This window comes from Streptomyces sp. NPDC127038 (assembly GCF_042725875.1).
GTDB lineage: Bacteria > Actinomycetota > Actinomycetes > Streptomycetales > Streptomycetaceae > Streptomyces.
Genome location: NZ_JBHXDQ010000022.1, coordinates 85196 through 112060, shown reverse-complemented (window position 1 = coordinate 112060; position 26865 = coordinate 85196). Strand labels below are relative to the sequence as shown.

The 26865-nt window shown below is 72.7% G+C and carries 20 protein-coding genes; 9 read left to right on the top strand and 11 right to left on the bottom strand.

The features are described from left to right. Positions 1–130: 130 nt before the first annotated feature. On the bottom strand, positions 131–1513 hold the full coding sequence (locus ACFWI4_RS18000; RefSeq protein WP_385397088.1) for a glycine--tRNA ligase: 1383 nt from the start codon (positions 1511–1513) through the stop codon (positions 131–133). A gap of 197 nt (positions 1514–1710) precedes the next feature. Here ACFWI4_RS18000 and ACFWI4_RS17995 point away from each other — a divergent pair, with 197 nt between their 5' ends. From ACFWI4_RS17995 to ACFWI4_RS17980, 4 genes are read left to right on the top strand one after another with little or no spacing between them, the layout of a single operon-like run. Beyond that, on the top strand, positions 1711–2673 hold the full coding sequence (locus tag ACFWI4_RS17995) for a metal ABC transporter substrate-binding protein (protein ID WP_387196935.1): 963 nt from the start codon (positions 1711–1713) through the stop codon (positions 2671–2673). A gap of 17 nt (positions 2674–2690) precedes the next feature. After that, positions 2691–3458: a metal ABC transporter ATP-binding protein gene (locus ACFWI4_RS17990; RefSeq protein WP_385397092.1), complete on the top strand. Its 768-nt coding sequence runs from the start codon at positions 2691–2693 to the stop codon at positions 3456–3458. Next, on the top strand, positions 3458–4360 hold the full coding sequence (locus tag ACFWI4_RS17985) for a metal ABC transporter permease (RefSeq protein WP_387196932.1): 903 nt from the start codon (positions 3458–3460) through the stop codon (positions 4358–4360). Before ACFWI4_RS17990 ends, ACFWI4_RS17985 begins: the two co-directional genes overlap by 1 nt. Before the next feature lie 58 nt (positions 4361–4418). Beyond that, the gene (locus tag ACFWI4_RS17980) at positions 4419–4835 is read left to right on the top strand and encodes a transcriptional repressor (RefSeq protein ID WP_326787939.1); all 417 of its coding nucleotides are present in this window, start codon (positions 4419–4421) and stop codon (positions 4833–4835) included. A gap of 114 nt (positions 4836–4949) precedes the next feature. Here the strand turns inward: ACFWI4_RS17980 and ACFWI4_RS17975 are convergent, their stop codons facing one another. From ACFWI4_RS17975 to ACFWI4_RS17955, 5 genes are all read right to left on the bottom strand, one after another. After that, entirely contained in the window at positions 4950–5795 is an 846-nt protein-coding gene (locus ACFWI4_RS17975) for an isoprenyl transferase (RefSeq protein WP_385397097.1), read from the bottom strand. 130 nt (positions 5796–5925) lie between these two features. Next, on the bottom strand, positions 5926–6672 hold the full coding sequence (gene recO, locus ACFWI4_RS17970; RefSeq protein WP_385397099.1) for a DNA repair protein RecO: 747 nt from the start codon (positions 6670–6672) through the stop codon (positions 5926–5928). 596 nt (positions 6673–7268) lie between these two features. Further along, positions 7269–7955 (bottom strand): response regulator, encoded by a 687-nt coding sequence (locus tag ACFWI4_RS17965; RefSeq protein WP_385397101.1) that lies wholly within the window; start codon positions 7953–7955, stop codon positions 7269–7271. Beyond that, positions 7952–9478, bottom strand: a complete 1527-nt coding sequence (locus ACFWI4_RS17960) for a sensor histidine kinase (RefSeq protein WP_387196928.1) — start codon at positions 9476–9478, stop codon at positions 7952–7954. The genes ACFWI4_RS17965 and ACFWI4_RS17960 overlap by 4 nt, the downstream gene beginning before the upstream one ends. Before the next feature lie 103 nt (positions 9479–9581). Continuing rightward, a complete protein-coding gene (locus tag ACFWI4_RS17955; protein ID WP_387196969.1) occupies positions 9582–10322 on the bottom strand; it encodes a FadR/GntR family transcriptional regulator in 741 nt (246 codons plus the stop codon). Between the two features lie 334 nt (positions 10323–10656). On the opposite strand from ACFWI4_RS17955, the gene ACFWI4_RS17950 reads away from it, so the two are divergent. The 5 genes from ACFWI4_RS17950 to ACFWI4_RS17930 are packed head-to-tail and all read left to right on the top strand — an operon-like array spanning position 10657 to position 17334. Beyond that, the gene (locus tag ACFWI4_RS17950) at positions 10657–12285 is read left to right on the top strand and encodes an ABC transporter substrate-binding protein (protein WP_387196925.1); all 1629 of its coding nucleotides are present in this window, start codon (positions 10657–10659) and stop codon (positions 12283–12285) included. Between the two features lie 19 nt (positions 12286–12304). Further along, positions 12305–13267, top strand: a complete 963-nt coding sequence (locus ACFWI4_RS17945) for an ABC transporter permease (protein ID WP_387196922.1) — start codon at positions 12305–12307, stop codon at positions 13265–13267. Beyond that, complete coding sequence (locus ACFWI4_RS17940) at positions 13264–15240, top strand: dipeptide/oligopeptide/nickel ABC transporter permease/ATP-binding protein (protein WP_387196919.1); 1977 nt, start codon at positions 13264–13266, stop codon at positions 15238–15240. The genes ACFWI4_RS17945 and ACFWI4_RS17940 overlap by 4 nt, the downstream gene beginning before the upstream one ends. 55 nt (positions 15241–15295) lie before the next feature. Beyond that, positions 15296–16402 carry an oligopeptide/dipeptide ABC transporter ATP-binding protein gene (locus ACFWI4_RS17935; RefSeq protein ID WP_387196916.1) on the top strand — a complete coding sequence of 369 codons (1107 nt, stop codon included), beginning with the start codon at positions 15296–15298 and terminating at the stop codon, positions 16400–16402. Continuing rightward, entirely contained in the window at positions 16399–17334 is a 936-nt protein-coding gene (locus tag ACFWI4_RS17930) for a dihydrodipicolinate synthase family protein (protein ID WP_387196913.1), read from the top strand. The genes ACFWI4_RS17935 and ACFWI4_RS17930 overlap by 4 nt, the downstream gene beginning before the upstream one ends. Position 17335: 1 nt before the next feature. On the opposite strand, the gene ACFWI4_RS17925 is transcribed toward ACFWI4_RS17930, so the two are convergent. The 5 genes from ACFWI4_RS17925 to ACFWI4_RS17905 form a co-directional block, all read right to left on the bottom strand. Further along, positions 17336–18547 (bottom strand): exo-alpha-sialidase, encoded by a 1212-nt coding sequence (locus ACFWI4_RS17925; protein ID WP_387196910.1) that lies wholly within the window; start codon positions 18545–18547, stop codon positions 17336–17338. Between the two features lie 138 nt (positions 18548–18685). Then, complete coding sequence (locus ACFWI4_RS17920) at positions 18686–19351, bottom strand: response regulator (RefSeq protein ID WP_387196907.1); 666 nt, start codon at positions 19349–19351, stop codon at positions 18686–18688. Next, the gene (locus tag ACFWI4_RS17915) at positions 19348–20538 is read right to left on the bottom strand and encodes a sensor histidine kinase (protein ID WP_387196966.1); all 1191 of its coding nucleotides are present in this window, start codon (positions 20536–20538) and stop codon (positions 19348–19350) included. The genes ACFWI4_RS17920 and ACFWI4_RS17915 overlap by 4 nt, the downstream gene beginning before the upstream one ends. Before the next feature lie 87 nt (positions 20539–20625). Then, on the bottom strand, positions 20626–22701 hold the full coding sequence (locus tag ACFWI4_RS17910) for an MMPL family transporter (RefSeq protein ID WP_387196963.1): 2076 nt from the start codon (positions 22699–22701) through the stop codon (positions 20626–20628). Positions 22702–22794: 93 nt separating this feature from the next. Further along, positions 22795–26793, bottom strand: coding sequence for a tetratricopeptide repeat protein (locus ACFWI4_RS17905; protein ID WP_387196904.1), 3999 nt, complete (start codon positions 26791–26793; stop codon positions 22795–22797). Positions 26794–26865 lie beyond the last annotated feature (72 nt).

The window sequence follows — 26865 nt, the reverse complement described above, 5'->3', positions numbered from 1 at the left end:
GCGCCGGGGCACGCCGGTGTCGCGGGCGCCCGGACCCCCGGACGCCTCATGGTCCGGGACGACGCGAAGCCCCCGCCTCCCTGACCGGGAGACGGGGGCTTCGTGCTTCGTGCTTCGTGCGGAGCTCGGGTCAGCAGCCGACGAGGCGGGCGGCCAGGTAGCCCTCGATCTGGTCGAGCGAGACACGCTCCTGCTTCATCGAGTCGCGCTCGCGCACCGTGACGGCGTTGTCGTCGAGGGTGTCGAAGTCGACGGTGACGCAGAACGGGGTGCCGATCTCGTCCTGGCGACGGTAGCGGCGGCCGATGGCGCCGGCGTCGTCGAACTCGATGTTCCAGTTCTGGCGCAGCGCGGCGGCCAGGCCCTTGGCCTTCGGGGACAGCTCCGGGTTGCGGGACAGCGGCAGGACCGCGACCTTCACCGGGGCCAGACGGTGGTCGAGGCGCAGCACCGTGCGCTTCTCCATCTTGCCCTTGGCGTTCGGGGCCTCGTCCTCGACGTAGGCGTCGAGCAGGAAGGCGAGCATGGCGCGGCCGACACCGGCGGCGGGCTCGATGACGTAGGGGGTCCAGCGCTCCTGGGCCTCCTGGTCGTAGTACAGCAGGTCCTGGCCGGAGGCCTTGGAGTGCGCGTTGAGGTCGTAGTCGGTGCGGTTGGCGACGCCCTCCAGCTCACCCCACTCGTTGCCGCCGAACTGGAAGCGGTACTCGATGTCGGCGGTGCGCTTGGAGTAGTGGGAGAGCTTCTCCTTCGGGTGCTCGTACCACCGCATGTTCTCCTCGCGCATGCCGAGACCGGTGTACCAGTTCCAGCGCTGCTCCATCCAGTACTCCTGCCACTGCTCGTCCTCGCCCGGCTTGACGAAGAACTCCATCTCCATCTGCTCGAACTCGCGGGTGCGGAAGATGAAGTTGCCGGGCGTGATCTCGTTGCGGAAGGACTTGCCCATCTGCGCGATGCCGAAGGGCGGCTTCTTGCGCGAGGCGACCTGCACGTTGGCGAAGTTGGTGAAGATGCCCTGGGCGGTCTCGGGGCGCAGGTAGGCGACGGAGCCGCTGTCCTGCGTCGGGCCGAGGTGGGTGGAGAGCAGGCCCGAGAACTGCTTGGGCTCGGTGAACGTGCCCTTGTTGCCGCAGTTGGGGCAGTTGAGGTCGGCGAGGCCGTTCTCCGGGAGGCGGCCGTGCTTGGCCTCGTAGTGCTCCTCCAGGTGGTCGGCGCGGAACCGCTTGTGGCACGAGGTGCACTCGGTCAGCGGGTCCGTGAAGGTGGCGACGTGACCGGAGGCGACCCACACCTCGGGGGCCAGGATCACGGACGAGTCCAGACCGACCACGTCCTCGCGCGACGTGACCATGTAGCGCCACCACTGGCGCTTCAGGTTCTCCTTGAGCTCGACACCGAGCGGGCCGTAGTCCCAGGCGGCCTTCTGTCCTCCGTAGATCTCACTACAGGGGAAAACGAAGCCACGGCGCTTGCTCAGGCTGACGATGGAATCGATCTTGTCGGCGGCCACGGTGCTCTCTTCATTACGAACGGACGGCAGCGAATGCTTCAGGTTACCGGCGTCGGCCACCCCTGTATCAAATCGGTTCCCGCGGTGGGCCGCTTCCTGCCGATTGGATCCACTTGATACCCGTTGCCGGGAGCCGCGCGGGTGCCGATCCGTGGGCTTGTTGACAATCGTTTCCAGATTTGTTGAAAATGACTGTCATGAACGTACGACGACGCCTCATACCGGGCTCCGCCGTGGCGGCCGCCACCGCCCTCGGCCTCGGCGCGCTCACCGCCTGCTCGGGCTCCGCCGCGGCCGACGCCCGCGACGACGGCAGACTCGACGTGGTCGCGTCGTTCTACCCGCTCCAGTACCTCGCCGAGCAGATCGGCGGGACGCACGTGGACGTCACGAACCTGACCCGGCCGGGCCAGGAGCCGCACGACCTGGAGATCAGCGCCCGGGAGACCGCGCGCCTCCAGGACGCGGACGCCGTGTTCTACCTCAAGAACCTCCAGCCGGCCGTGGACGACGCGGTGGCCCAGTCCGGTGTGCGGACCAAGGTCGACGCGGCCTCGCTGACGACCCTGGAGAAGCACGGCAACGAGGTCGGCGGGCACGCCGCCGCCCACGACCACGGCGAGGGCGAGGACGCCGGCGCCCCCGACCCGCACATCTGGCTCGACCCCGTGCGCTTCGCCCAGGTCGCCGAGGGCGTGTCGGCCGCGCTGAAGAAGGCCGACCCCGGGCACGCGGCGGACTACGACAAGAACATGGCGGCGCTGCGCAAGAAGTTCGCCGCGCTCGACGCCGAGTTCCGCGACGGGCTCGCGAACACGAGGACCAGGACCTTCATCACCACCCACGCCGCCTTCGGCTACCTCGCCGAGCGCTACGGGCTCACCGAGGAGGCCGTCAACGGCCTCGACCCCGAGTCCGAGCCCAGCGCGAACCGGGTGAAGGGGCTGGAGAACCTGGCGAAGGCCGACGGCGTCACGACGGTGTTCTACGAGACGCTCGTCAGCGACAGGACGGCCGGCACGATCGCCCGGGACATAGGGCTGCGGACGGACGTCCTCGACCCCCTCGAAGGCATCACGGACAAATCCAGGGGCGACGACTACATGCAGGTCATGCGGTCGAACCTGAAGGCGCTCCAGACGGCGCTGGGAACGAAGTGACCACTGTGGAGGACGTCATGAGCGAGTCCGTCGTGTCCCTGCGCGGCGTCCGGGCGGAACTGGGTTCACGCCCGGTCCTGCGCGGCATGGACCTGACCGTGCGGCGCGGGGAGGTCGTCGCGCTGCTCGGCGCGAACGGCTCCGGCAAGTCGACCGCCGTACGCAGCGTCATCGGCCAGGTCGCCGTCAGCGCCGGAGAGATCGAGATCTTCGGCGTCCCCCGCCGCCGCTTCCGCGACTGGCACCGCGTGGGCTACGTCCCGCAGCGGACCACGGCCGCGGGCGGTGTGCCGGCGACGGTCACCGAGATCGTCGCCTCGGGCCGGCTGTCCCGCGCCCGCTTCGGCGTCCTGCGCAAGGCCGACCACGCGGCCGTACGACGGGCCCTGGAGCTCGTCGGCATGGCCGACCGGGCCAAGGACTCCGTGAACGCCCTGTCGGGCGGCCAGCACCAGCGGGTCCTCATCGCCCGCGCGCTGGCCTCCGAACCCGAACTTCTGATCATGGACGAACCGATGGCGGGCGTGGACCTGGCCAGCCAGGAGGTGCTGGCCGCGACCCTGCGCGGCCAGGTCGCCCAGGGCACGTCGGTGCTGCTCGTCCTGCACGAGCTGGGCCCGCTGGAGCCGCTGATCGACCGCGCGGTCGTCCTGCGGGACGGCTGCGTCCTGCACGACGGCCCGCCGCCGAGAGCGGTCGGCCAGCACGCGCTGCCCGGCCACGACCACGTACACCCGCACGCGGCCCACGACGCCGAACCCCTCCGGACGGGACTGCTCAGCTGATGGACATCCTCGACTACGCCTTCATGCAGCGGGCGCTGCTCGCCGCCGTCCTGGTCGGCGTCATCGCGCCCGCCGTCGGCATCTACCTGGTCCAGCGCCGCCAGGCCCTGATGGGCGACGGCATCGGCCACGTGGCGATGACGGGCGTCGGCCTCGGCTTCCTGCTCAACACCTCACCGGTGTGGATGGCCACGGCCGTGTCGGTGCTCGGCGCCGTCCTCATGGAGCTGATCCGCTGGTACGGGAAGACCCGCGGGGACATCGCCCTGGCCATGCTCTTCTACGGGGGCATGGCGGGCGGCGTCATGTTCATCAACCTCGCGCCGGGCGGCTCGAACGCCAACCTGACCTCGTACCTCTTCGGCTCGCTGTCGACGGTCAGCGAGTCCGACGTGACGGCGATCTTCCTGCTGGCGGCCTTCGTCATGGCGGTCACCCTCGGACTGCGCCGGCAGCTGTTCGCGGTCAGCCAGGACGAGGAGTTCGCCCGGGTGACCGGTCTGCCGGTGCGGGCCCTGAACCTGCTGACGGCCGTCACGGCGGCGGTCACGGTCACCGTCGCGATGCGGGTCGTGGGCCTGCTGCTGGTGAGCGCGCTCATGGTGGTGCCGGTGGCGGCGGCCCAGCAGCTCACCCGGAGCTTCGCGGCCACCTTCGCCATCGCGGTGGCGATCGGGGTGAGCGTGACGATCGGCGGCACGGTGACCTCGTTCTACCAGGACGTCCCGCCCGGTTCGACGATCGTGCTGCTGACGATCGGCGCGTTCATCGCGCTGACGGCGCTGGCGTCACCGCTGGCCCGGCGCCGGGCCCGTGCGCTGGCCGCGGCGCAGGCCGCCGGGGACCCCGCGGAGTGCGCGATTCCGGCCACCCGCAGCCCGGAGAGCACCGTCGGCGTCTGACCACGCCCTGCCCGGACTGGCACAATGGCCGGGCAAGGGCAGACGCTAGGAGGCAACGGTGACAACCGCTGGATCGCCCGTCCGGGGCCGCTCCACCCGGCAGCGTGCCGCCGTGGCGGCGGCGCTCGACGAGGTGACCGAGTTCCGCAGCGCGCAGGAGCTGCACGACATGCTCAAGCACAAGGGCGACTCGGTCGGGCTCACCACGGTCTACCGCACGCTCCAGTCCCTCGCCGACGCCGGCGAGGTCGACGTCCTGCGGACCTCGGAGGGCGAGTCGGTCTACCGCCGCTGCTCCACCGGCGAGCACCACCACCACCTCGTCTGCCGCGTCTGCGGCAAGGCCGTGGAGGTGGAGGGCCCGGCGGTCGAGAAGTGGGCGGAGGCCATCGCCGCGGAGCACGGCTATGTGAACGTGGCCCACACGGTGGAGATCTTCGGCACCTGCGCGGAGTGCGCCGCGGCCAAGGGCTGAACCCCGCGGACACGCGGAGGGCGCCCCGGCCCCCGGTCACGGCCCCTCCCCGGTCCTGTGGTGACGGGCCGTGACCGCGGCGCCGGTCGAGAACGCCGCGGCGAGTGACGGGTGTTACGAGCCGTCGCCCCTCATGTCCTGCTCCATGGCGAGCAGTTGCTCGTTGGGGACGGCGCCGCCGAAGCGGCGGTCGCGCTGGGCGTACTCGACGCAGGCCCGCCACAGGTCACGCCGGTCGAAGTCGGGCCACAGCACGTCCTGGAAGACCATCTCGGCGTAGGCGCTCTGCCAGAGCAGGTAGTTGGAGGTGCGCTGCTCGCCGCTCGGGCGCAGGAACAGGTCCACGTCCGGCATGTCCGGGTAGTACATGTACTTCTGGATGGTCTTCTCGTTGACCTTGGACGGGTCGAGGAGGCCGGCCTTCACGTCCTCGGCCATCGCCTGCGCCGCGTCGGCGATCTCGGCGCGGCCGCCGTAGTTCATGCAGAAGTACAGGGTGAGCCGGTCGTTGTCCTTGGTCTGCTCCTGGGCGATCTGGAGCTCCTTGGCGACCGACTTCCACAGCTTGGGCATGCGTCCCACCCAGCGGACCCGGATACCGAGCTCGTCGAGCTGGTCGCGGGTCTTGCGGATGAAGTCGCGGTTGAAGTTCATCAGGAAGCGCACCTCGTCGGGCGAGCGCTTCCAGTTCTCGGTGGAGAAGGCGTACAGGGAGATGCTCCCGACGCCGACCTCGATCGAGCCCTGGAGGACGTCGAGGACGCGCTCGGCGCCGACCTTGTGGCCCTCGGTGCGGGGCAGCCCTCGCTCCTTGGCCCAGCGGCCGTTGCCGTCCATGACGATCGCCACATGCTCCGGGACGAGCTCGCCCGGGAGTTTGGGCGCGCGGGCACCGGAGGGGTGCGGTTCCGGCGCCTTGTACTCGCGGCGCCTGCGGCCCAGGATCCCGCGTACGACCATGTGTTTCTCGTCTCCTCTGACTGGCTCGCGTGCGCCGGGCGCTCGTCTCGCTCTGTTTGCTTCTTTTCCGTGCTGTTCCCGCGCGCTCGTGCCGCGCCCGTGCGCCGCCCCGGCCCTGCCGTGACGGCGCCTACTTCTCCACGTACCGCAGGGAACGCAGTCCGCGTTCCAGATGCCAGTGGAGATAGGCCGACACCAGCCCGCTGCCCTCCCGGACGTGCCGCGGCTCGCACGCGTCCGCGGTCTCCCAGTCTCCCGTGAGCAGCGCGCCGAGGAGTTCGAGGGCCTGAGGCGAGGGTACGACGCTGCCGGGCACCCGGCAGTCGACGCAGACGGTTCCTCCCGCCGCGACCGAGAAGAAGCGGTTGGGTCCCGGCATGCCGCATTTGGCACAGTCGCTGAAGCTGGGCGCGTAGCCGTTGACCGCGAGGGAGCGCAGCAGGAAGGCGTCCAGGACGAGGTGGGGTTCGTGCTCGCCGCGGGCGAGGGTGCGCAGGCCGCCGACCAGCAGCAGGTACTGCTGCACCGCGGGCTCCCCCTCGTGGTCGGTGAACCGCTCGGCGGTCTCCAGCATCGCGGTGCCTGCGGTGTACCGGGGGTAGTCGGTGACGATCCCGCCACCGTACGGAGCGATCGTCTCGCTCTGGGTGCACAGCGGCAGCCCGCGGCCGACCAGTTCACCGCCCCGCGCGAAGAACTGCACGTCCACGTGGGAGAAGGGTTCGAGGCGCGCCCCGAACTTCGACTTGGTCCGCCGGACCCCGCGCGCCACCGCCCGTACCCGGCCGTGACCGCGGGTGAGCAGCGTGATGATCCGGTCCGCCTCACCCAGCTTCTGGGTGCGCAGCACGATGCCGTCGTCGCGGAACAGACTCATGCGGCCCATTCTCGCCTACGGCACGGACAGCACGGCCCGGACGGTCGCCTTCGGCCCGGGACCTCCCGGGACCGTGGCGGCACCGGGCCCTTCAGACCGTCCCGCGGCACCCGTGCGCTCCGGCGCACACGGGTGCCGTTCCGGTCCGCTCCGCCGTGGTGGCCTGCCGCACGGCCTCCGGCAAGCAGTCCCACTCCCGGCCGCCGCCGAGCGGCCTGAGCTGTACGTAAGGACCCTCGTGCCCCATGACCACGCCGACCCTCCCCGTGCGGGTGTCGACGGCGCAGGAGCCGGTCGGCGGCGGTGCCGCCTTCACCGCGGGGCCGCCGCGGGCCGGATGTGGACCTCGATGGTGACTCCGGTCCGTGCGCGCGCCGTCCGGTAGGTCCTGCACAGTGTCCTCCGCCTCTTCGGCGCGGTGCGCCGAGTGCCTCCGCCCGCCGGGCCCGGGGGTCGCCCCCGGCGCCGGCGGCTCACGGGAGGCCGCCTGGGAATTCCTCTGTTCAGAACTGGAACGACACAGGGAGGGTGCGGGTTTCACCCCGGTGGGAACCGGGTCCCGGACCGCCGTCCCCGGCGGTCCGGCCGGGCCGGGCTCAGGGCGTTCGCGCCGACCGGTTCACGGACACCAGCCCCGCCTCGTACGCGATGATCACCAGGTGGACGCGGTCGCGCGCGTCCAGCTTCGAGAGCAGCCGGGTGAGATACGTCTTCGCCGTGGCCACGCTGATGAAGAGCCGCTCGGCGATCTCGGTGTTGGACAGTCCGCTGCCGACCAGGGTCAGTACCTCGCGCTCCCGCTCGGTGACCCCCTTCAGCTCGCAGTTCCCCCGGGTCAGTTCGGGACGGGCGGCGGTGAAGTCCTGGATGAGCCGGCGGGTGACTCCGGGGGCGATGAGGGCGTCCCCGGCCGCCACCACCCGTACGGCCGCGAGGATGTCGTCCAGGCCCATGTCCTTGACCAGGAACCCGGACGCCCCGGCGCGCAGCGCCCCGTAGACGTAGTCGTCGTCGTCGAAGGTGGTGAGGACGACGATCCTGGCCGGGCCCGCCGGGCCCGTGGTGTCCGCCGTGATCCGGCGGGTCGCCTCGATGCCGTTCATGCCGGGCATGCGGATGTCCATGACGACGACATCGGGGCGCAGTTCCGCGGCGAGCGCCACCGCCTGCTCGCCGTTCTCCGCCTCGCCCACGACCTCGATGTCCTCGATGTCGGCGATGACCATGCGCAGGGCGGTGCGGATGAGCTGCTGGTCGTCGGCGAGGACCACGCGTACCGTCATCGGGCGCCCGCCCGGCCCGTTGCCGGGAGCGGAAGGCGTGCGCTCACCCGGAAACCGCCCTCGGGGCGCGGGCCCGCGGTGAACTCGCCGTGCAGCAGGGCGGCCCGCTCGCGCATGCCGATGAGGCCGAATCCGGTGTCCGTGGTGCTGCCCGTGCCCCGGCCGTCGTCGGTGATCTCGACCGCGACCTCGGTGTCCCGGTGGTCGACGGTCACCCGGCAGACGGTCGTCGCCGCGTGGCGTAAGACGTTGGTGACGGACTCCTGGACGATCCGGAACGCCGACAGGTCGACGTCCGCCGGGAGTTGGCGCCGTTCGCCGGTCCAGCGGAGGTCCACGCGGACCCCGGCCGCGGTCGCGGCGGCGGCGAGCCGTTCGAGGTCGGCCAGTCCCTCGGCGGGGCGCGTCGCCGCGGACCGGGCGGTGCCGAAGCGATCGCCTGCGGCGGCTCCGGGGAGGTCCGTCTCCCCGGGACCGGAGCCGGAGCCGGAGCCGGAGCCGGCCCCGCCGAACGGGCCCGGCGGGGCCGACTCGCCGTCCCCTCCCAGCCCTTGGGGCCCGTGGGCCTCTTGGGCCTCGTGGGCCCCGTGGATCGTGCCGGAGATCCGGTCACCGGGATTTCCGGTCGAGCCGCGGTACCCGCCGGGATCTCCGGACGGGCCGGAGTGCCCGCCGATGTCTCCGGACGAGCCGGGGTGCCCGTCCGGGGCCGTCCCGGGCAGCAGGTCCCGGCCGTCCCCGTGGTCCGCCTCGCGCAGCGCGACGAGCATGCGGCGCAGCCCGGCGAGGGTCTCCCGGCCCGCCGTCTCGACCGCCGCCATCGCCTCCCGGGCCGCGTCCGGCTGGGTGTGCGCGACCCGGGCGGCGGCGCCCGCCTGGAGGGCGATGATGCCGATGCTGTGGGCGACCATGTCGTGCATCTCGCGGGCGATGCGCAGGCGTTCGTCGGTGACGGCCTGGCCCGCGGCCCGGGCGCGGAGCTGCTCGGCGTGGACCCGGGTGCGGCGGGAGGCGTCCCCGAGCAGCCAGGCGACGACGACCGTCAGCGCCACGGTCAGCTCGACGAGCGTGCCGATGCCCCAGCCCTGCACCAGCCGTCCCGTCAGCCAGGCGGCCAGGACGGCGAGCGCCATCGCCAGCCCGGTCGTCCCGGTGCGGCGGGAGCGGCCGGCCGCGATGAAGTAGAGGGCGACGTCGACGGCGAGGTACTGGGCGAGCTGGATCGCCGTGACGGCGAGGTTGGTCGTGAACAGGGCGCCCGCCGCCAGCAGGAGGGTCAGCGCGGCCAGGGGTCGGCGGCCGAGCCAGGCGCTGCCGGCCAGGGCCAGGACGCATGCCACGGTGAAGAGCAGCAGGCCGTCCCAGCGGTAGAACTGGGCGGCGGCCACTTCGTTCGGCCCGTTCTGGCCGGGCAGCCGGATCCGGGCGAGGACCGTGAAGAGAGTGCTGGCGCACCAGGCCAGGGCGACCCAGGCGCCGGGCGGGACACGCTTGAGCGGGGGGAGCGACGGCGTGACATGCATGTGCCCGATCGTAGGCAGGCGGCCCGGGGTGGACATCGGACCGGGGACGTACGACCGGGGTCGACACCGTTCGCCCGCGGGCGGGGGCGAACAGAGTGTCCGGTCAGCCCACTCCGCGGGAGCCCTGGGCCGCACGTGCCTCGATGCCCCGGAAGTGGTCGGCCATCGCCCGCTGGGCGCCCTCGACGTCGCGGTCCCGCAGGGCGGTGAGGATGTCGCGGTGGCGGCGGGCCGTCACCTCCGGGGTGATGTCGTCGCTCCAGCCGCGCACCACGGCGACCCGCCGGAAGACAGTCCAGAACGCGCCGAGCAGCTGGGGGACGAGCGGGTTGCCGAGCGAGGCGTACAGCAACTCGTGGAACTCGCTGTCGAGTTCGGGGAAGGAGCGGCCGTCGTCGCCCGCCGTCTCCATCTCCGTGACGACGGCTTCCAGCCGGTCCAGCTCCTCCTCGGTCAGCACCTCGGCGACCCGGCTTATCAGCCCCTCCTCCAGCACCTCGCGGACCTGGAGGATCTCGGCGAGCGCCCCGGTCGGATCGTCCGGACGGGCGAGCGTGCGGAAGGTCAGTCCGTCGACGAACGGGGTCATCGACGCCTCGCCCACATAGGTGCCGTAGCCGTGCCGGATCTCGACTATGTCCAGCGCCTGAAGGGCCTTGAGCGCCTCACGGACCGAATTGCGGCTCACCCCGAGGTCGTTCATCAACTCGGTCTCGGTGGGCAGCGGCGCGCCGGCCGGAAGCCCCTGGTCGAGGATCAGCTGCATGACCTCGCGCTGGATATGACTGCTCACCCGGCGCTCGGGCCTGCGCCGGTTCCCGGTCTCCTCAGGCATGCGCCGCATCGTACGCTCGCTGGACATCGGACGTCCCACCTCCGGGCTGATTAAACGCCAAGTTCGGCCAACTGCCCCTGATTCTTACCGTCATTGGTCGCGCCTGTGGAAGATACGCCATTCGTGTGCGGGCCCTTGACCCTCTCCTTGCCCCCTCTTATGGTCACGCTGCCCCCTATGACGTAGGACGTCGTATCTCCTGCCGTCCGGCCGACCTGACCGGCCGCTCCCACCGATCCGGCCGCTCCCCCACCGGAGCGCGCCGGCCGTCCCACCGGAGCGCACCGACCGCTCCACCGCCCCACCGGACCGTTCCACTGGACCACTCCTTGCTGGAGGAACCGTGCGCGACGTGAACCCCACCTCGGCGCCGCACCGCCGGTCGTTCCTGAAGTACACCGGGGCCCTGGGCGCGGCCGCCGCCCTCTCCCCGGCCCTCGCCGCCTGCTCCTCGGGACCCGAGTCGACGAACGACACCGGCCACGCGGGCAGCGGCCGCAACGCCACGCTGACCGCCGTCATCGGCTACGGGAACGACGGCAGCTGGGACCCGACGCAGACCGCGTCCGCCTTCTCCATGGCCGCCAACAACCACATCTACGAGGGCCTGCTCGACACCGACCCGATCTCCCGCGAGCCCTACCCCGCCCTCGCCACCCAGGTGCCCGCCGACCTCACCGGCACGTCCTGGAAGTTCACGCTGCGGTCCGGGGCCACCTTCCACGACGGGAAACCGGTCACCGCCGAGGACGTGGTCTTCGTCTTCGGCCGGATACTCGACCCGAACACCCAGACGCTCGCCAAGGGCTTCTTCGCGCCCTGGCTGAAGGAGGTCCGCGCGACCGACGCGCGGAACGTCGAGCTGGTGCTCAAGTTCCCGTTCCCCGAGGGGATCTCCCGGCTCACCCTGGCGAAGATCATGCCCAAGCACGTCTTCTCGCTGCCGGGCGCCTGGGACGACGCGATCAAGGGAAAGGCGATCGGTTCCGGCCCCTACCGGCAGACCGCGCACCACCCGAAGTCCAACACCACGTTCGAGGCGTTCGCCGCCTACAACGGACCGCGCAGGCCCGCCTTCAAGCGGATGAACTGGCTGACCGTAGTGGACGCGGCGCCCCGCGTCGCCCGGATCTCCGGGGCGAGCGCCGGGGCCCAGATCGCCGACAACATCCCGTACGCCGACATCGCCCAGCTCCGCAGGGGCGGCATGACGGTCCAGGGCGGCGCGGGCATGAACAACCTGTTCCTGATGTTCAACACCAGGCACAAGCCGTTCGACGACGTCCGCGTGCGGCAGGCGCTGCACTACGCCATCGACACCGGCAAGATGGTCGAGGTCGCCCTCAAGGGGCACGGGAAGCCGTCGACCTCCTTCCTCAACGAGGCCAACCCCTCCTACCGGCCCGCGAAGACCGTCTACTCCTACGACCCGGAGAAGGCGAAGAAGCTCCTGAAGGCGGCCGGGGTCAAGGGGCTGAGGATCGAGATCCTGTCGGTGAACGTGAGCTGGATCGTCGACTGCCTGCCGACCGTCAAGGCGTCCTGGGACGCGATCGGCGTGGAGACGACCCTGTCCCCGCAGGAGACCACGGCCGTCTTCACCAAGATGGACCAGAAACAGGACTACCAGGTCGTCGCCGCCGCCTCGAACCCCAACCAGTTCGGCCTCGACGCCGACCTGATCATGCACTACAACTACGGCCCCCAGAACCTCTGGATGGGCTACGCCCGCTGGGCCGGCGACCCGGTCGCGAGGCAGCTCTTCAAGGACATGGACCGGGCCACTCAGGAACCGGACGCCGACAAGAAGAAGACGATGATCCAGGACTACATCGACGTCGTCGCCGAGCAGGCCGTGCTCTACCCGGTCGTGCACAACGAGCTGATGACGGCGTGGAACCCGCGCCGGCTCGCCGGGATAAGGCCGCAGCCCTATCCCGGCATCAACCTGCTGCAAGCCAAGTGGGTCTAGGCGACGGGGGAGTTCGCACGTGGTCGCCATCGTCAGGATCCTGCTGCGCCGGATCGCGCTGCTCGTACCGCTGATGCTCGGGATCGTCCTGTTCGTGTTCCTGGTGATGCGGTTCTCGGACGTCGACCCCGCGTCCGCGTTCTTCCAGGGAGCCAATCCGACCCCGCGGCAGCTGCACGACTTCAGGGAGCGCAACGGGCTGCTCGATCCGCTGCCCGTGCGCTACGTCCACTTCGTGGGGAACCTGCTGCACGGCGACCTGGGGACCAGTGCCCTGACCAGGGCACCGGTCGCCGACCAGGTCACCACCGCGCTGCCGCTCACCCTCCAGCTCACCTTCCTGGGGCTCGGCATCGCGGTGGTGCTGGCGCTGCTCGGCGGGGTCACGGCCGCGATCCACCGCGACCGGCTGCCCGACCAGATCATCCGGGTGGTGTCCCTGACCGGGGTCGCCGCACCCGGCTTCTGGCTGGCCCTGCTGATGATCCAGTACCTCGCCGTCGACCGGGGCTGGTTCCCGACCGGCGGCTACATCAACCCGGCCGACTCGCCGACCGGCTGGCTCAAGACCATGGCGCTGCCCGCGCTCGCCCTGTCCCTGCCGGTCGCCGCCCAGCTCACCCGGATCGTGCGGACCTCGGTGGTCGAGGAGCTCGACAAGGACTACGTGCGCACCGCGATCGGCAGCGGGCTGCCGCCCCGGGTGGTCGTCGGCCGCAACGTCCTGCGCAACGCCCTGATGAACCCGCTGACCGTGCTCGGTCTGCGCGTGGGCTACCTGCTGGGCGGGGCGGTCGTCATCGAGACGATCTTCTCGCTGCCCGGCATGGGCAAGCTGATGATCGACGCCGTGCAGAACGGCGACCCGGCCGTCGTGCAGGGCGTCGTCCTGACCACGGCCATCGGCTTCGTGGTCGTGAACCTCGTCATCGACATCCTGTATCTGCTGGTCAACCCGAGGCTGAGGGAGTCGACCCGGTGATCACGCGGAAGGAACTCGCGGGGGCCCTCGCCCGGCCCGGAATCCGGCTCCGCGGCCTGCGCGGACTGCCGCCGCCGTCCAGGATCGCGCTCTGCTTCCTGGCCGTGGTCCTCGTGACGGCGGTGTTCGCCCCGCTGCTCGCGCCGCACGACCCGCTCGACCAGCAGCCGCAGACGGACGGCACCGGCCATCCGTCGGCGGACCACTGGATGGGGCAGGACAGCCTCGGCCGGGACATCCTCAGCCGGCTGATGTACGGGGCCCGCTGGTCCCTGGCCATCGGCCTCGGCGCGACCGCCCTCGCCCTGGTCGTGGGCGCGCTGCTCGGCGCGCTCGCCGCGACCTCGCGCAAGGCGGTCGACGAGACGCTGATGCGCTCCCTGGACGTGGTGATGGCGTTCCCCGGCATCGCGCTCGCCGCCGTGCTGGTCGCCGTGTTCGGCGGCGGGATCACCGTCCTGATCTGCGCGATCGCGTTCCTGTTCACCCCGCCCGTCGCCCGGGTCGTACGGGCCAACGTGCTGTCCCAGTACGGCGAGGACTACGTCACCGCCGAGCGCGTGATCGGCGCCCGCACCCCGCACATCGTCCTGCGGCACGTGGCCGTCAACTGCGCGGCCCCGGTGCTCGTGTTCTGCACCGTGCAGGTCGCCGAGGCGATCGTCTTCGAGGCCTCGCTGTCCTTCATCGGCGCGGGGGTCCGGCCCCCCGACCCGTCCTGGGGCAGTGTCATCGCCGACGGCAAGAACATGGTCCTCACCGGCGGCTGGTGGGCCACCGTCTTCCCCGGCCTGCTGATGCTCCTCACCGTGCTGTCGCTGAACATCCTCTCCGAGGGCGTCTCCGACGCCTGGGCCGCGCCGGCCGCCCGCGAGGTGTCCGTGCCGCCCGCCGAGGACCGGCTCGAAGCCCCTGAGCCGGGCAGTGGCACGGTCGTCGAACTGCCCGGCCTGGCGCGGGCCGCGGCCCGGCTGCGCGCGGGCGCCCGGCCACCGGTCACGGACGGGCGGCCCGTGCTCGCCGTCGAACGTCTGGCCGTCGGCTTCGACGGCAGGCACGGCGGCGTGGACATCGTCGACGGCATCAGCTTCGAGGTGTATCCCGGCGAGGTCCTGGGCCTGGTGGGCGAGTCGGGCTGCGGGAAGTCGCTGACGGCCCTGACCGTGATGGGCCTGGAACCCAAGGGCGCCCGGGTACGGGGACAGGTCAGGTTCCGGGAGCGGCCGCTGGTCGGCGAGCCGATGCGGGTTCGGCGCCGGCTGCTGGGCCACGAGATGGCGATGGTCTACCAGGACGCGCTGTCGTCCCTGAACCCGGCGATGACGATCAGGGCGCAGCTCAGGCAGGTGATACGGCGGGGCGGCCGGCGCACGGCGGCCGAACTCCTGGCCCTGGTCGGGCTCGACCCCGAGCGCACCCTGCGCAGTTACCCCCACGAGCTGTCCGGGGGCCAGCGCCAGCGGGTGCTGATCGCGATGGCGCTGTCCAGGGAGCCCGCGCTGATCGTGGCGGACGAGCCGACGACGGCCCTGGACGTGACGGTCCAGGCGCAGGTCATGGAGCTGCTGCTGCGGCTGCGCGCGGAACTGGACTTCGCCCTCGTCCTCGTCTCGCACGACCTGGCGCTCGTCTCGGCGGTCACCGACCGGGTGGTCGTGATGTACGGCGGCCAGATCGTCGAGACGGGGGTGACGGCGGACCTGGTGGAGTCCCCGGCGCACCACTACACCCGCGGGCTGCTGGGCAGCGTCCTGTCCCTGGAGTCGGCGGCGGAGCGCATGACGCAGATCAGGGGGGTCGTCCCCTCCCCCGCCGACTTCCCGGCCGGCTGCCGGTTCGCGGACCGGTGCCCGATGGCGGACGGGACGTGCCGGACGACGGCGCCCGGACTGGTCGGCCCCCGCACCCACACGGCGGCCTGCCACCACCCGGCCGTCGACCTGGTGACCACGGAGAGCGAGGCAGTGAAGTGAGGATCTCCCCGGCGGCGGCCGGACCCCGTCGTCACCTCGGGCCCGGGAGCGTCGCATGACCGGGCCGGGACCCGGGGCCGCCGTCCGCCCGGCGGACGAGGCGCTCGTCCGGCTCACCGACGCGCACGTGGTCCACAAGGCGCGCAGCGGCGGCGTCTTCACCCGGGACCGGGTGTACGCGCTGACGGGCGCCGATCTCACGGTCGCGCCCGGCGAGACGATCGGCGTGGTCGGCGAGTCGGGCTGCGGCAAGTCGACCCTGGCGAAGGTGCTGGTGGGGGTGCAGCGGCCGACGTCGGGCACGGTGTCCTTCGGCGGCCGTGACCTGTGGTCCCTGACGCCGGACGAGCGGCGCACGGCGGTCGGCGCCGGCACGGGCATGATCTTCCAGGATCCGTCCACGGCCCTGAACCGGCGGCTGTCCGTGCGGCGGATCCTGCGCGACCCGCTGGATGTGCACCGGCGCGGCAGCGCCGCCGAACGCGAGGGCCGGGTGCGGGAGTTGATGTCCCTGGTCGGTCTGCCCCGGGCCCTCGCGGACGCGCTGCCCGGCCAGCTCTCCGGCGGTCAGCGCCAGCGGGTGGCGATCGCCCGCGCGCTGGCCCTCGATCCGGGTCTCGTGGTGGCCGACGAGCCGACGAGCGCGCTGGACGTGTCGGTGCGCGCGCAGATCCTCAACCTGCTCCTCGATCTGAGGGAACGCCTCGGTCTGGCCCTGGTGTTCGTGTCCCACGACATCCAGACGGTGCGCCGGATGAGCGACCGGGTGATCACGATGTACCTCGGGCGGATCGTCGAGGAGTCCCCGGCGGCCGAGGTCACCGAGGGCTCCCGTCACCCGTACACCCGGGCGCTGTTCTCGGCAACGCCGAGCCTGCTCGACCCGGTCGAGCCGATCCCGCTGTCGGGGCCCGTGCCCTCGGCGACGCGCCCGCCGAGCGGCTGCCCCTTCCGCACCCGGTGCTGGCGGGCGGACGGGGAATGCGCGACCCGGATGCCGGAGTTCACGGCCGCGTCGGCCCCCGGGCACCGCTTCCGGTGCCACCATCCTGTGGAGGAGGGCCGGTCGACGCGCACCCTCGTGGCGCAGGCCGGGTCCGCCGCGGAGGCCGCCGCCCCGGCCGACGTTCCGCCCCAGCAGCACACCCGGGAGCCTTCATGACCCTGCCCGCCCCGCTGACCGGTGTCGTACCGCCCGTCTGCACACCCCTGACACCGGACCGCGAGGTGGACGTCCCGTCGCTCACCCGGCTGATCGACCATCTGACGGACGCGGGGGTGCACGGTCTGTTCGTCCTCGGCTCGACGTCGGAGGTGGCCTATCTGACGGACGCGCAGCGCGCTCTCGTGGTCGAGACGGCGGTGGCGCACGTCGGGGGCAGGCTGCCGGTCCTGGCCGGTGCCATCGACATGACGACGCCCCGCGTGCTGGACCACGCGCGCACGGCCCGGGCCGCGGGCGCGGACGCGGTCGTCATCACGGCCCCGTTCTACACCCGCACCCATCCAGCCGAGATCGCCCGCCACTTCCGTCTCGTCGCCGCCCGCGCGGGGCTGCCCGTGTTCGCGTACGACCTGCCGGCCTCCGTCCACAGCAAGCTGAGCCCCGAACTCGTCCTCGGACTCGCGGCCGACGGTGTCCTCGCGGGCCTCAAGGACTCCAGCGGCGACCTCGGCTCCTTCCGCGCCGTCGTCACCGGCGCCCGTACGCTCCCCGGAGCCGGGGGCTTCACCGTGCTCACCGGTTCCGAGGTGGTCGTCGACTCGGCGCTGGCGCTGGGCGCGCACGGCGTGGTCCCGGGTCTGGCCAATGTGGACCCGGTGGGCTACGTACGGCTGTACGAGCTGTGCGCGGCGGGCGACACGGAGCGGGCGCGGGCCGAACAGGAGCGGCTGTGCGAGCTGTTCGGCCTGGTGGGCGTCGGGGACCCGGCCCGGATGGGCGGGAGTTCCTCGGCGCTCGGCGCCTTCAAGGCCGCGCTGCATCTGCGGGGGGTCATCGACTGCCCGGCGACGGCGGAGCCCCAGGTGCCGCTGTCGCCGGGCGAGGTGGAACGCGTCGGGAAGTACCTGGCCTCGGCCGGGCTGCTGTGAGCTACCCGAGGAGTCCGGCGACCGGCAGGCGCCGGAACGCGATGGACTCGTACGGTCCGGTGTCACCGGTCTCGTAGAGGACGCCGACCCGGGAGGGGCCGAGCTGGACCAGGTCCGAGTAGGCGGCCGGCCGCGCGGTCAGGGTGGCCGCCTTCACGAAGCCGGCGCCGGCGCTCGTGCTGCGCCAGACGGCCAGGGACCGGCGGGCGGTGGGGACGGAGGGGCCCGAGAAGAGGAGCGGGGCGGAGCGGCCGGTGAGCTGGAGGACGCTTCCCTGGACGACGGGGACGTCGTCAAGGGAGGGCTGGACGGCGAACGGGCGGTCCAGGGTCCGGCCGCCGTCGCTCGAGTAGGAGTCGAGGCGGTTGCCGGGACGGGTGCCGTTCTGGTCGCGCGAGCTGAAGTAGAGCCTTCCGTCGGGGAGTTCGGCCACGGAGGTCTCGTTGGCGTTGTCGAGTCCGTCGTAGGTGGCGTCGACGAGGCCGAGCCGCCAGGTGCGGCCGCCGTCGTCGCTGTAGAGCGCGTGCGCCCCGAAGTACCTGGCTTCCTGGCCGGTGTCGGGGGACCCGGCGGGCGGGGCGGCGGAGTGGTCGGCGGGCACCACCAGGCGCCCCGCGTGCGGTCCGTGGCGCAGGGCGATCGCGTGGCCGGGCCCGGTGGCGTACCAGCGCCAGTCCGGCCGCTTCACCCGGCCGGTGATCTCCCGCGGGGTGGTGAAGTGCAGCCCGTCGTCCCGGCTGCTCTGGACGAAGACGCGCCGGCTCTGCTCCGCGGTGACCTCGCCCCGCATGATCTGCGCCTCGGTCACCGCTCCGCTGTTGTAGGTCGTGAGCAGGACGATCCGGCCGGTCACGGGGTCCACCACCGGCGCCGGGTTGCCGCGGGTGTCACCGTCCCCGGACGCGACGACCCGCAGCGGGCCCCAGGTGCAGCCGCCGTCGTGGGAGCGTCTGAGGACCACGTCGATGTTCCCGGTGTCGCCCGCTCCGCCGTGCCGGCCCTCGGCGAACGCGAGCAGTGTGCCGGCCCCGCTCGTGACGACCGCCGGGATGCGGTAGGTGTCGTAGCCGTCCTGGCCCGCGGTGTACGGGACGGAGGACGCGCAGCCACCGCCGGCCCGGGAGGCGGCCGCGGCGGTGCCGCCGGTCGTGGCGAGGGCGGTGAGGAGTCCGGTGGCGGCGGCGAACGCGAGCACGCGGCTCATGCTGGTCATGGCACTCCCTGGACTGCGTCGGCCGGGCCGGGTGGGCCGGGCGTCGGTCGCGGACATGGGACGTGGGACGTCCCGTGCACCTAATGTGCCCCGGGGGCCACGGCGATACCCGTGTTCACAGGGCCCGGTGATGGGCCGTCAGGAACCCGGAGTCACCAGGCCCGACTCGTAGGCCACGATGACCAGCTGGGTCCGGTCGCGGGCGCCCAGCTTGCCCATGATGCGGCTGACATGGGTCTTGGCGGTGAGCGGGCTCAGCCCCAACGCCGCGGCGATCTCGGCGTTGTTGAGGCCGCGGGCGACCAGCGTGAGCACCTCGCGCTCCCGTTCGGAGAGTCCCTCGGGGCCGCCCGCCGTGAGCGCGGGGGCGGACGGGGCGCGCAGGAAGCGGGCCACCAGGCGGGCGGTGGGGCCCGGCGAGAGCAGCGCGTCCCCGGCGGCCACCGTGCGGATCGCGTCGAGGAGTTCGGCGGGCCGGGTGTCCTTCACCAGGAAGCCGGAGGCGCCCGCGCGCAGCGCCTCCACGACGTGCTCGTCGGTGTCGTACGTGGTGAGCACGAGCACCCTGACGCCGGCGAGCTCCGGGTCGGCCGCGATCAGCCGGGTCGCCTCGATGCCGTCGAGGTCGGGCATGCGGATGTCCATCACCACCAGGTCGGCGTTCCCGGAGCGGGCCAGTTCGACGGCCTCCCGCCCGGTGGCCGCCTGCCCGACCACCTCCATGTCCCGGGCCGACTCCACGAGCATGGCGAACGCGGCCCGTACGAGGTTCTGGTCGTCGGCGAGGACCACCCGGATGGTCATCGGACCCCGCCCTGGAGGGGCAGGACCGCCAGCACGGCGAATCCCCCCTCCTGCCGGGTGCCGGTCTCCAGGGTGCCGCCCACGCTGCGGGCCCGCTCCCGCATCCCCACCAGGCCGAAGCCGGGCGGGCCGCCGGTGTCGCCGATGCCGTCGTCGGTGACCCTCACCCGCAGCGCCGAGCCGTCCGTGCCCAGGTCCACGCGGACCCTGGCCCCGGGACCGGCGTGCCGTACTGCGTTGGTCAGGGCCTCCTGGACGATGCGGTAGGCGGCGGCGCCCACGGCGGAGGGGACGCCGTCGGCCCCCACCGCGGCCGGCTGCTCCACCTCCGTGCCCGCGGCGCGGGCCGCCTCCACCAGGTCGGGCAGCCCGTCGAGGCCGGGCAGCGGCCCCCTGCCCTCGCCGCCGGGCTCGGAGTCGCGCAGCACCTCAAGCGTGGTCCGCAGTTCGCCGCGCGCGCTGCGGCAGGTCTCGGAGATGTCGTCGAGGGCCCTGGCGACGGCCGTCCGGTCGAGGCGGTCGGGGTCGGCGGCCAGGACGTGGGCGGCGACGGAGGTCTGCACCCCGATCAGGGTGATGCTGTGGGCGAGCAGATCGTGCAGGTCGCGGGCGATGCGCAGCCGTTCCTCGGCGACCCTGCGCCGGGCCTCCTCCTCGCGGGTGCGTTCGGCGCGCTCGGCCCGTTCGACGACCGAGGCCAGGTACTGCCCGTGCACCCGGACGGACACCCCGAGCACGATGAACGAGACGATCCAGCCGGTGACGCGCAGCGCCTGGGTGCCCTCGGCGCTGCCCTGCGCGAACTTGACCGTGAGCATGATCCCGACGACCCCGCCGCCGATGACCAGGGAGCGCAGCGGGGTCCCCGTGACGGCGACGGTGAACAGCGCCGTCATGGAGACGGCCTGCGGCGCGCTGTGGTCGAAGCCGAGCGCGTGGTACGGGGCGACACAGGCGACGAGCCCGAGGAACGCGGGGAGCGGGGCATGCCGCCGGAGGACCACCGGGAGGTGCGCGCCGATCAGCAGGGTCCAGCCGAGCGGGTCCGGCCGCCGGCCGCCTGTGTGCACGGTGAGCGCCACGAGGACGTCGACGGCCAGGAGCGCGGCGGCGAGCAGCGCGTCCTGGCGCAGGACCCGCGCCGGGTCGACCTCGCCCCGGTACCCGAAGCCGGTGAGGTGCAGCATGCGTTTGACGTCCACCGCTTCATCTTCCGTGAGGGGGCGCCCCCGCGGGAGACGGGGGCGCCCGGTGCGCGTTGTCCGGTGCGCGGCTCAGCCGACGGGCACGCGGTCCCGCCGTCCGGCGGTGGCGGGTTCCGGCTCCCGGGAGAGGCCGCCCGGCCACCACATCTTCCGGCCCAGTGCCACGCTCGCGCTGGTCACCAGGTACGTACGGACGAGGAAGGTGTCGAGCAGCACTCCGGCCGAGATGACGAAGCCGAGCTGGACGAGCTGGAGGAGGCCCATGTTGGTGAGCACGGCGAAGGTGGCCGCGAGGACGAGACCGGCCGAGGCGATCACTCCCCCGGTGGTGCGCAGCGCGGTCAGCGCGGCGGCGGCCGGTTCGGCGCCGGACAGGGACTCCTCGCGCATCCGGTGCATCAGGAAGATTCCGTAGTCGACGCCGAGGGCGACCAGGAACACGAAGGACAGCAGTCCGAGGCCGGGATCGGTGCCCGCGAACCCGAGCAGCGGGCCGAAGACCAGGCCGCCGATGCCGAGGGCCGCGCCCCAGACGGCGATGACGGCGGCGACGAGCAGCAGCGGTGCCACCAGGGAGCGCAGCAGCAGGACGAGGATCAGCAGCACGGAGACGAGCACGATCGGCACGACGACGAGCCGGTCGCGGGCGTCGGTGTCCTGGAGGTCGATCTGCTGGGCGCTGGGCCCGCCGACGTAAGAGCCGGCGAGGTCGGCGCGCAGGGCCTTGATGGTGGCGGTCTCGGCCGCCGACTGCGGGGCGCCGCGGGCGATGACGGAGAGCTCCGTCCAGCCTCCGCCGCTGCGTCCGCGGGCGGCGCTCGCGACCCCGGTGTGCCCGCGTACGGCGGACAGCGTGGCGTCGGCCCGTCCGGTGGGGGTGATGACGGTGATCGGCTGGGTGCCCCGTCCGGGGTAGGCGCGGGCGAGGGTCCGCATCGCGGTGACCGAGTCGGGCCGGTGGGCGAAGGAGTCCTGCTGCTTGAGCGGTCCCGGCAGGTTCAGCGTGCCGAGGGCGAGGGCGCCGAGCAGGGCGGCTCCGGCCGCCAGGACGACGAGCGGCCTGCGTCCCGCGGAGGATCCCATGGCGGCGAACAGGCTCCGCCGCCGGCGGGGTTCGCTGCCGTGGGCGGGGACGAGCGGCCAGAACACCCGCCGTCCGAGCAGGACGAGCACGGCGGGCAGGAGGGTCAGCATGGCGAGGAGGGCGCAGAGCACGCCGACGGTGCCGGTCGGGCCCATGCCCCGGCTGCTGTTGAGGTCGGCGGCGAGCAGGCAGAGCAGTCCGGCGGCGACGGTCCCGGAGGAGGCGAGCACGGCGGGCCCACAGCCGCGCAGGGCCTCCTTCATGGCGTCGTAGGGGCGCTCCACGCGCCGCAGTTCCTCCCGGTAGCGGGAGATGATCAGCAGGGCGTAGTCGGTTCCGGCGCCGAACACGAGGATCGTCATGACGCCGGTGCTCTGGCCGGAGACGCTGGTGCCGAACGCCTGGTGCAGGCCGTAGGTGACGGCCATCGACAAATAGTCGGCGACGCCCGCGACGGCGAGCGGGACGAGCCACAGCAGCGGGCTGCGGTAGATGAGGATCAGCAGGAGGGCGACGACGGCGACGGTGGTGTAGAGCAGCGGGCCGCCGAGGGAGTCGTAGACCTCGCCCGCGTCGGTGGCGAGCGCCGCGGGGCCGCCGACGACGACGCTCATCCCGTCCGTCGGCCTGGCGAGGTCACGGACGCCGTTCACGAACGCGTCGCGCTTCTTCTCGTCGGTGCCGGGCGCGGTGGTGGCGAGGGGGTACATCAGGGTGGTGCCGTCGGGGGACGGTACGGCCCTGGGGGTGCCGGTGAGCGGGTTCGCCCGGGTGATCGCGGCGAGCTGGCGGGCCGCGGTGTCCCGGTCGGCCGGGCGGAGGCCCCCGTCGCGGTGGTAGACGAGCACCAGCTCGGTGGCCTCGCCGCCGGGCAGCCGGTCCTCGATCCTCGCGACTCGGGTGGAGTCGGCGCTCGACGGCAGGTAGTCGACGGCCCGGTCGTGCCGTACGTCCGACAGTTTCGCCGCGAACGGCCCGGCGACGGCGAGCAGCCCGACCCACAGGGCGAGCACCGCCCACGGCACGGCCCGCCATCGCGTACGTGTTCCTCCGGCCCCCATGGACAGGGCCTCCCTTCGGTCCGGATGTCTGCTTCCCATCCAGACTCCCGGCCCAGGAACCACCCCGCGTCGCCCCCGGGACCGAGCCGACCGCTACTGCGGAGGGTGTCCCACGGGGACCGTTACTCCCGGGGGAGTAGCGCGGCGGCGGGCGGCGAGGGCCGTGCGCGGGTGGCCGGTGGCCAGCGCGAGCAGCGCGAACCTGCGTGTTCCCCGCCGGACGTCGGGGTGGTCCGGGCCGAGGATGTTCCGGCCCGCTTCGAGGACGGGCCCGCACAGACGGTGGGCGCGGCGGGGGTGACCGGACCACAGGACGGCATAGGCGTAGCCAAGTCGGCGGTACCAGGTGAAGGGGTGATCGAGGCCGAAGACCCGGGCACAGTCGGCGACGAGTTCCGCCTGAGCGGCGACGGCTCTGCGGACGTGGCCGGTCAGCCGGAGAGCGTGGGCTTCCTGCTGACGGGCGTCGAGCGTCTCGCCGTGATCGGCGCCGTACAGCCTTTCGTGGGCGAGGACGTTGGCCCGGTAGGCGGCGAGCGACCTGTTGAGTCTGCCGGTGGCGCGCAGGCTCCCGGCCAGGAACCGGCGCTGCTCCAGTGCCTCGGGGTGGTCGGGACCGTACAGGCGCACCACGGTGTCCATCAGGCGACGCTGCACACCGACGCTTTTCCACACCAGCCCCACCGACCAGTAGGCGCCTCCGAGTAACCGGTGCGCCCGTAGGCTCGCCACACTGTCCGGTCCGGTCGTGGCGACGTTGAGAGCCAGGACCCGGCGGCGGAGCCGGAGTGCCTCGAAGCGGCGGTTGGCCGTGCGGCAGTCGTACGCCATGTACTCCAACAGCGCGACCGTATAAGGGTGTTCCGCTCCGAGGGTGCGGACGTACTCGGAGTGCAGTGCGCGCCTCAGCCGCAGCGCCCGCCGGGTCTTCCCGGACCGCCGGAAGGCGTTCGCCTGCTCCGACCGGGCCACCAGGGTCCAGTGGTGCCGCTCGCCGTAGAACTCGCGGTAGTCCTCGACCACATGCGTGATCGTCGCCAGCCATTCCGGTATGCGGTAGGCCGACGCGTAGGCGTCGGCGAGCCGGTGTCGCATGACGATGGTGTGGCGGTGCCGGGTGCCCATGCGGGCCTCCACGGCGGCCAGCGCTTCCCGGTATCGCGGCAGTGCGCTGTCGAAATCCTTGAGCCACAGCTCGGCTTCACCGAGGGCGACGGACGCCCACGGGACGGCCCCGTCGTCGGACCCGTGCTGGTCGATGCGCTGTTCCAGGGCGCGGGCCCGCAGGTCTCGGGCCTCCTGCCGGCGCGCCTGCTGAAGGAGCACCGTGGCCAGCACGTCCTCGGCGCGCAGGAGCAGGGGGTGTCGGGCGCCCAGGCGGCTCGCGATCTCCTCGCGCGTCTCCTGGAGCAGGGCCTCGGCCTCCTCGTACCGAGCGGCCCGGTTCAGGGCGCGGGCCAGGTCGATCCGGCAGCCCAGCGTCCACGGATGCCCGGGGCCGTGTACACGCAGCGCGTCCGTGAGGGACCGCCGCGCCGCGTCGAGCCCCTCGGCATGCTGTCCCGCCGCGCCGCAGGCGGTGACGAAGGCGCTCCGCACTCGCAGGGTGACCGTGTCGTCGGCGCCCAGGGACTGCTCGTAGTCCGCGAGGAGCCGCCCCGCCTCCTCGTACGCCTCGCGGTACCGCGAGGCGCTCCCCAGTACGCTGACGAGGGACCTGCGGGCGGCGAGGACATCGGGGTGGTCGCTCCCGTGCAGGGCGGTGAGATCCTCCACGTTCCTGCGCAGTTCCGTCAGGGCCTCGTCGTTGCGCTCGAACTGCGCCAGGCAGTTCGCATAGGTCTCCCTGACGGTCGCGACGGCCTGCAGATCGTCGGCGAGGACGCGTTCGGCGTCCCGCAGCGCGCGGGTGGCGACGTCCAGGGCCTCATCGAACAGTCCGGCGGACACGCAGTTCCAGGCCAACCGGTTCCTGAGCCACAAGGTCTCCGACTCGTCCGGATGCTCGCCCGCCTCCTGCTCCGACAGCAGCCGGTGCAGCAGTTCCACCCCCTCCGTGGCCCGCCCGGCGGAGTCGTAGAACTCCGCGAGGCGGCTCAGCTCGTCGGCGTTGCGGAACGGGTCGGCCGCGTCCGCCGGCATCAGGCGTGCCCGCAGGGACTCCGACACGGCGAACCCCTCCGCAAGCCGGCCCGCCGAGGCGTAGACCTCCGCAAGGTCGCCCTGTGCCGCGAGGGTGCGGACGTGATCCGGTCCGTCGGAGCCCTCCCTGTCCTCGGCCAGCGCCTCGAACATGGCCACGGCGAGATCGAAGTGCCCCGCCCAGCGATGCGCCCAGGCCAGGTCGGAGCGGGCGTCGAGGGTCTCCTCGGCGTGCGGTCCGTGGCTGTGTTCGTACAGGTCGAGCAGCCGTCGCCGGACCGAGACGACGCCTTCGGCACGGCCTGCGCGTTCTCGGACGAGGGCCAGCGAGCGCAGCGCGGCGAGTACCGCCTCGCATCCGGGCTCCAGGGCCGTCTCCAGACAGAACAGGGTCTCCTCGGCGGCGTCGAGGGCGCGGGTGGACTCCCCGACCTGGTACCGATAGCGGGCCGTCCAGTCGCGGAGCAGGGCGAGCCGGGCGGTGCAGGCCTCGTCGAGCGTGGTGAGATCGGTGACGGTGGCGTTCCACAGCGCGTCGATCTGGTCGGCGAGCCGGCCTCCCTCCTCGCGCCGGTCCCACGCCTCACCGAGGTCGAACACCTCGTCAAGCAGGCACTCCCCCACCGTCACGGCCGCTCCGGCGAGCGTCCCCTCGGCCCGCGCCCGGTCCTGGAGCACTCGCTGGGTGAGCCGGTGGACGGCGACACTGTCGGTGCCCATCCGGGTGGCGAGCGAGGCCTCGACCAGGCGGCCCACGGCGCGCTCGGCGGCCGGGGCGGAGTCCTGGGCGTGGTGCCGGGCGACGGCGTGCAGCAGGGGGTGCGGCACGCCCGCGGGCGACAGCAGGGCGAGCGCGTCCAGCAGCGACCTGACCAGGGCAGTGTCGTCGTGGGACTCCACCTGCTGGACGGACAGGAGCACGGCCTCCGCCATCCGGTGCGGGTACCGCTCGCCGGGGACGGCGGCCAGGAGCTGTGCCACCGGCATCGTCCGCAGCCGGCGCAGACAGCCGTCGTACCCGATCTGCTCACTTCTGATCACGGCTGCGGACTGGGCGAGGGCAACGGGCAGCCGGCCGAGTTCCTCGGACAGTTCACGGGCGCCCTCCGGGTCGTCGAGCCCGGTGCGTTCCCGGAGGAAGGACAGCGCCTCCTGCGGGCTGAAGACACCCACGTCGACCTGTCCGCCCGCAGCGATGTGCCCGAAGGCCCGCGAGGTGGTCGTGACCACCACCTCGGCCCGGCCCACGGTGGGCAGCCAACCCGCGACCTCGTCCGGGTCGGTGGCGTTGTCCACGACCAGCAGGCACCGCTCGTCGCTGCGGCCGATCCAGGTCAGCGCGGCGCGGGCCGAGGTCTCCGCGTCCTCACCGGAGGCGCGCACACCGAGCTGGCCCGCCAACTCGGCCAGTCCGGAGACCAACTGGCCCCGGGTCTCGCCGTTGATCCAGGCGATGACCGCCCAGGCGTCCTCGATGCGGCGGCGGGCGTAGGCGGCGGCCAGCTGGGTCTTGCCGACCCCCCTGGTGCCGGTCACCGTGCGGACGACGGCCAGTGGGTGGTCGGCCGCGGTCCGGGCGAGCTCGGCGACGAGGTCCTCGCGGGGCTGGAAGCCGACGGGGCGGCGGGGCAGGTCACCCATGCGCACGACGGTTCCCGCCGGACCGGCGGGGTGTCCGTTCGCGGTGACGGAGATGGTCGAGTGGGCGAAGTCGAACCGCAGCGGGGCGTCCTGGGCGCCGGCCGGTTCGGTGCGGTGGGTGGCGTACCAGGCGCTCCACGCGGTGATCGCCGCCGCGACGACCGTGCCGGCACCGGCGGCGACCGAGGCGCGATCCCCTTCCGCGGAGGGCAGCAGGGGCAGTCCGGCGGCGAAGAGGACCACGAAGGTGGCGCCGAAGCCGACGAGGGCCAGGGCGATCGCCACCGCCCAGCGCGCTGCTGTCCCCATGCCGCTCCCCCCTTGCCGCACGGGGCAATTGTGGGGGAGCGCGGGCGCCCCAGGAAGGGGATCGGCCGGATG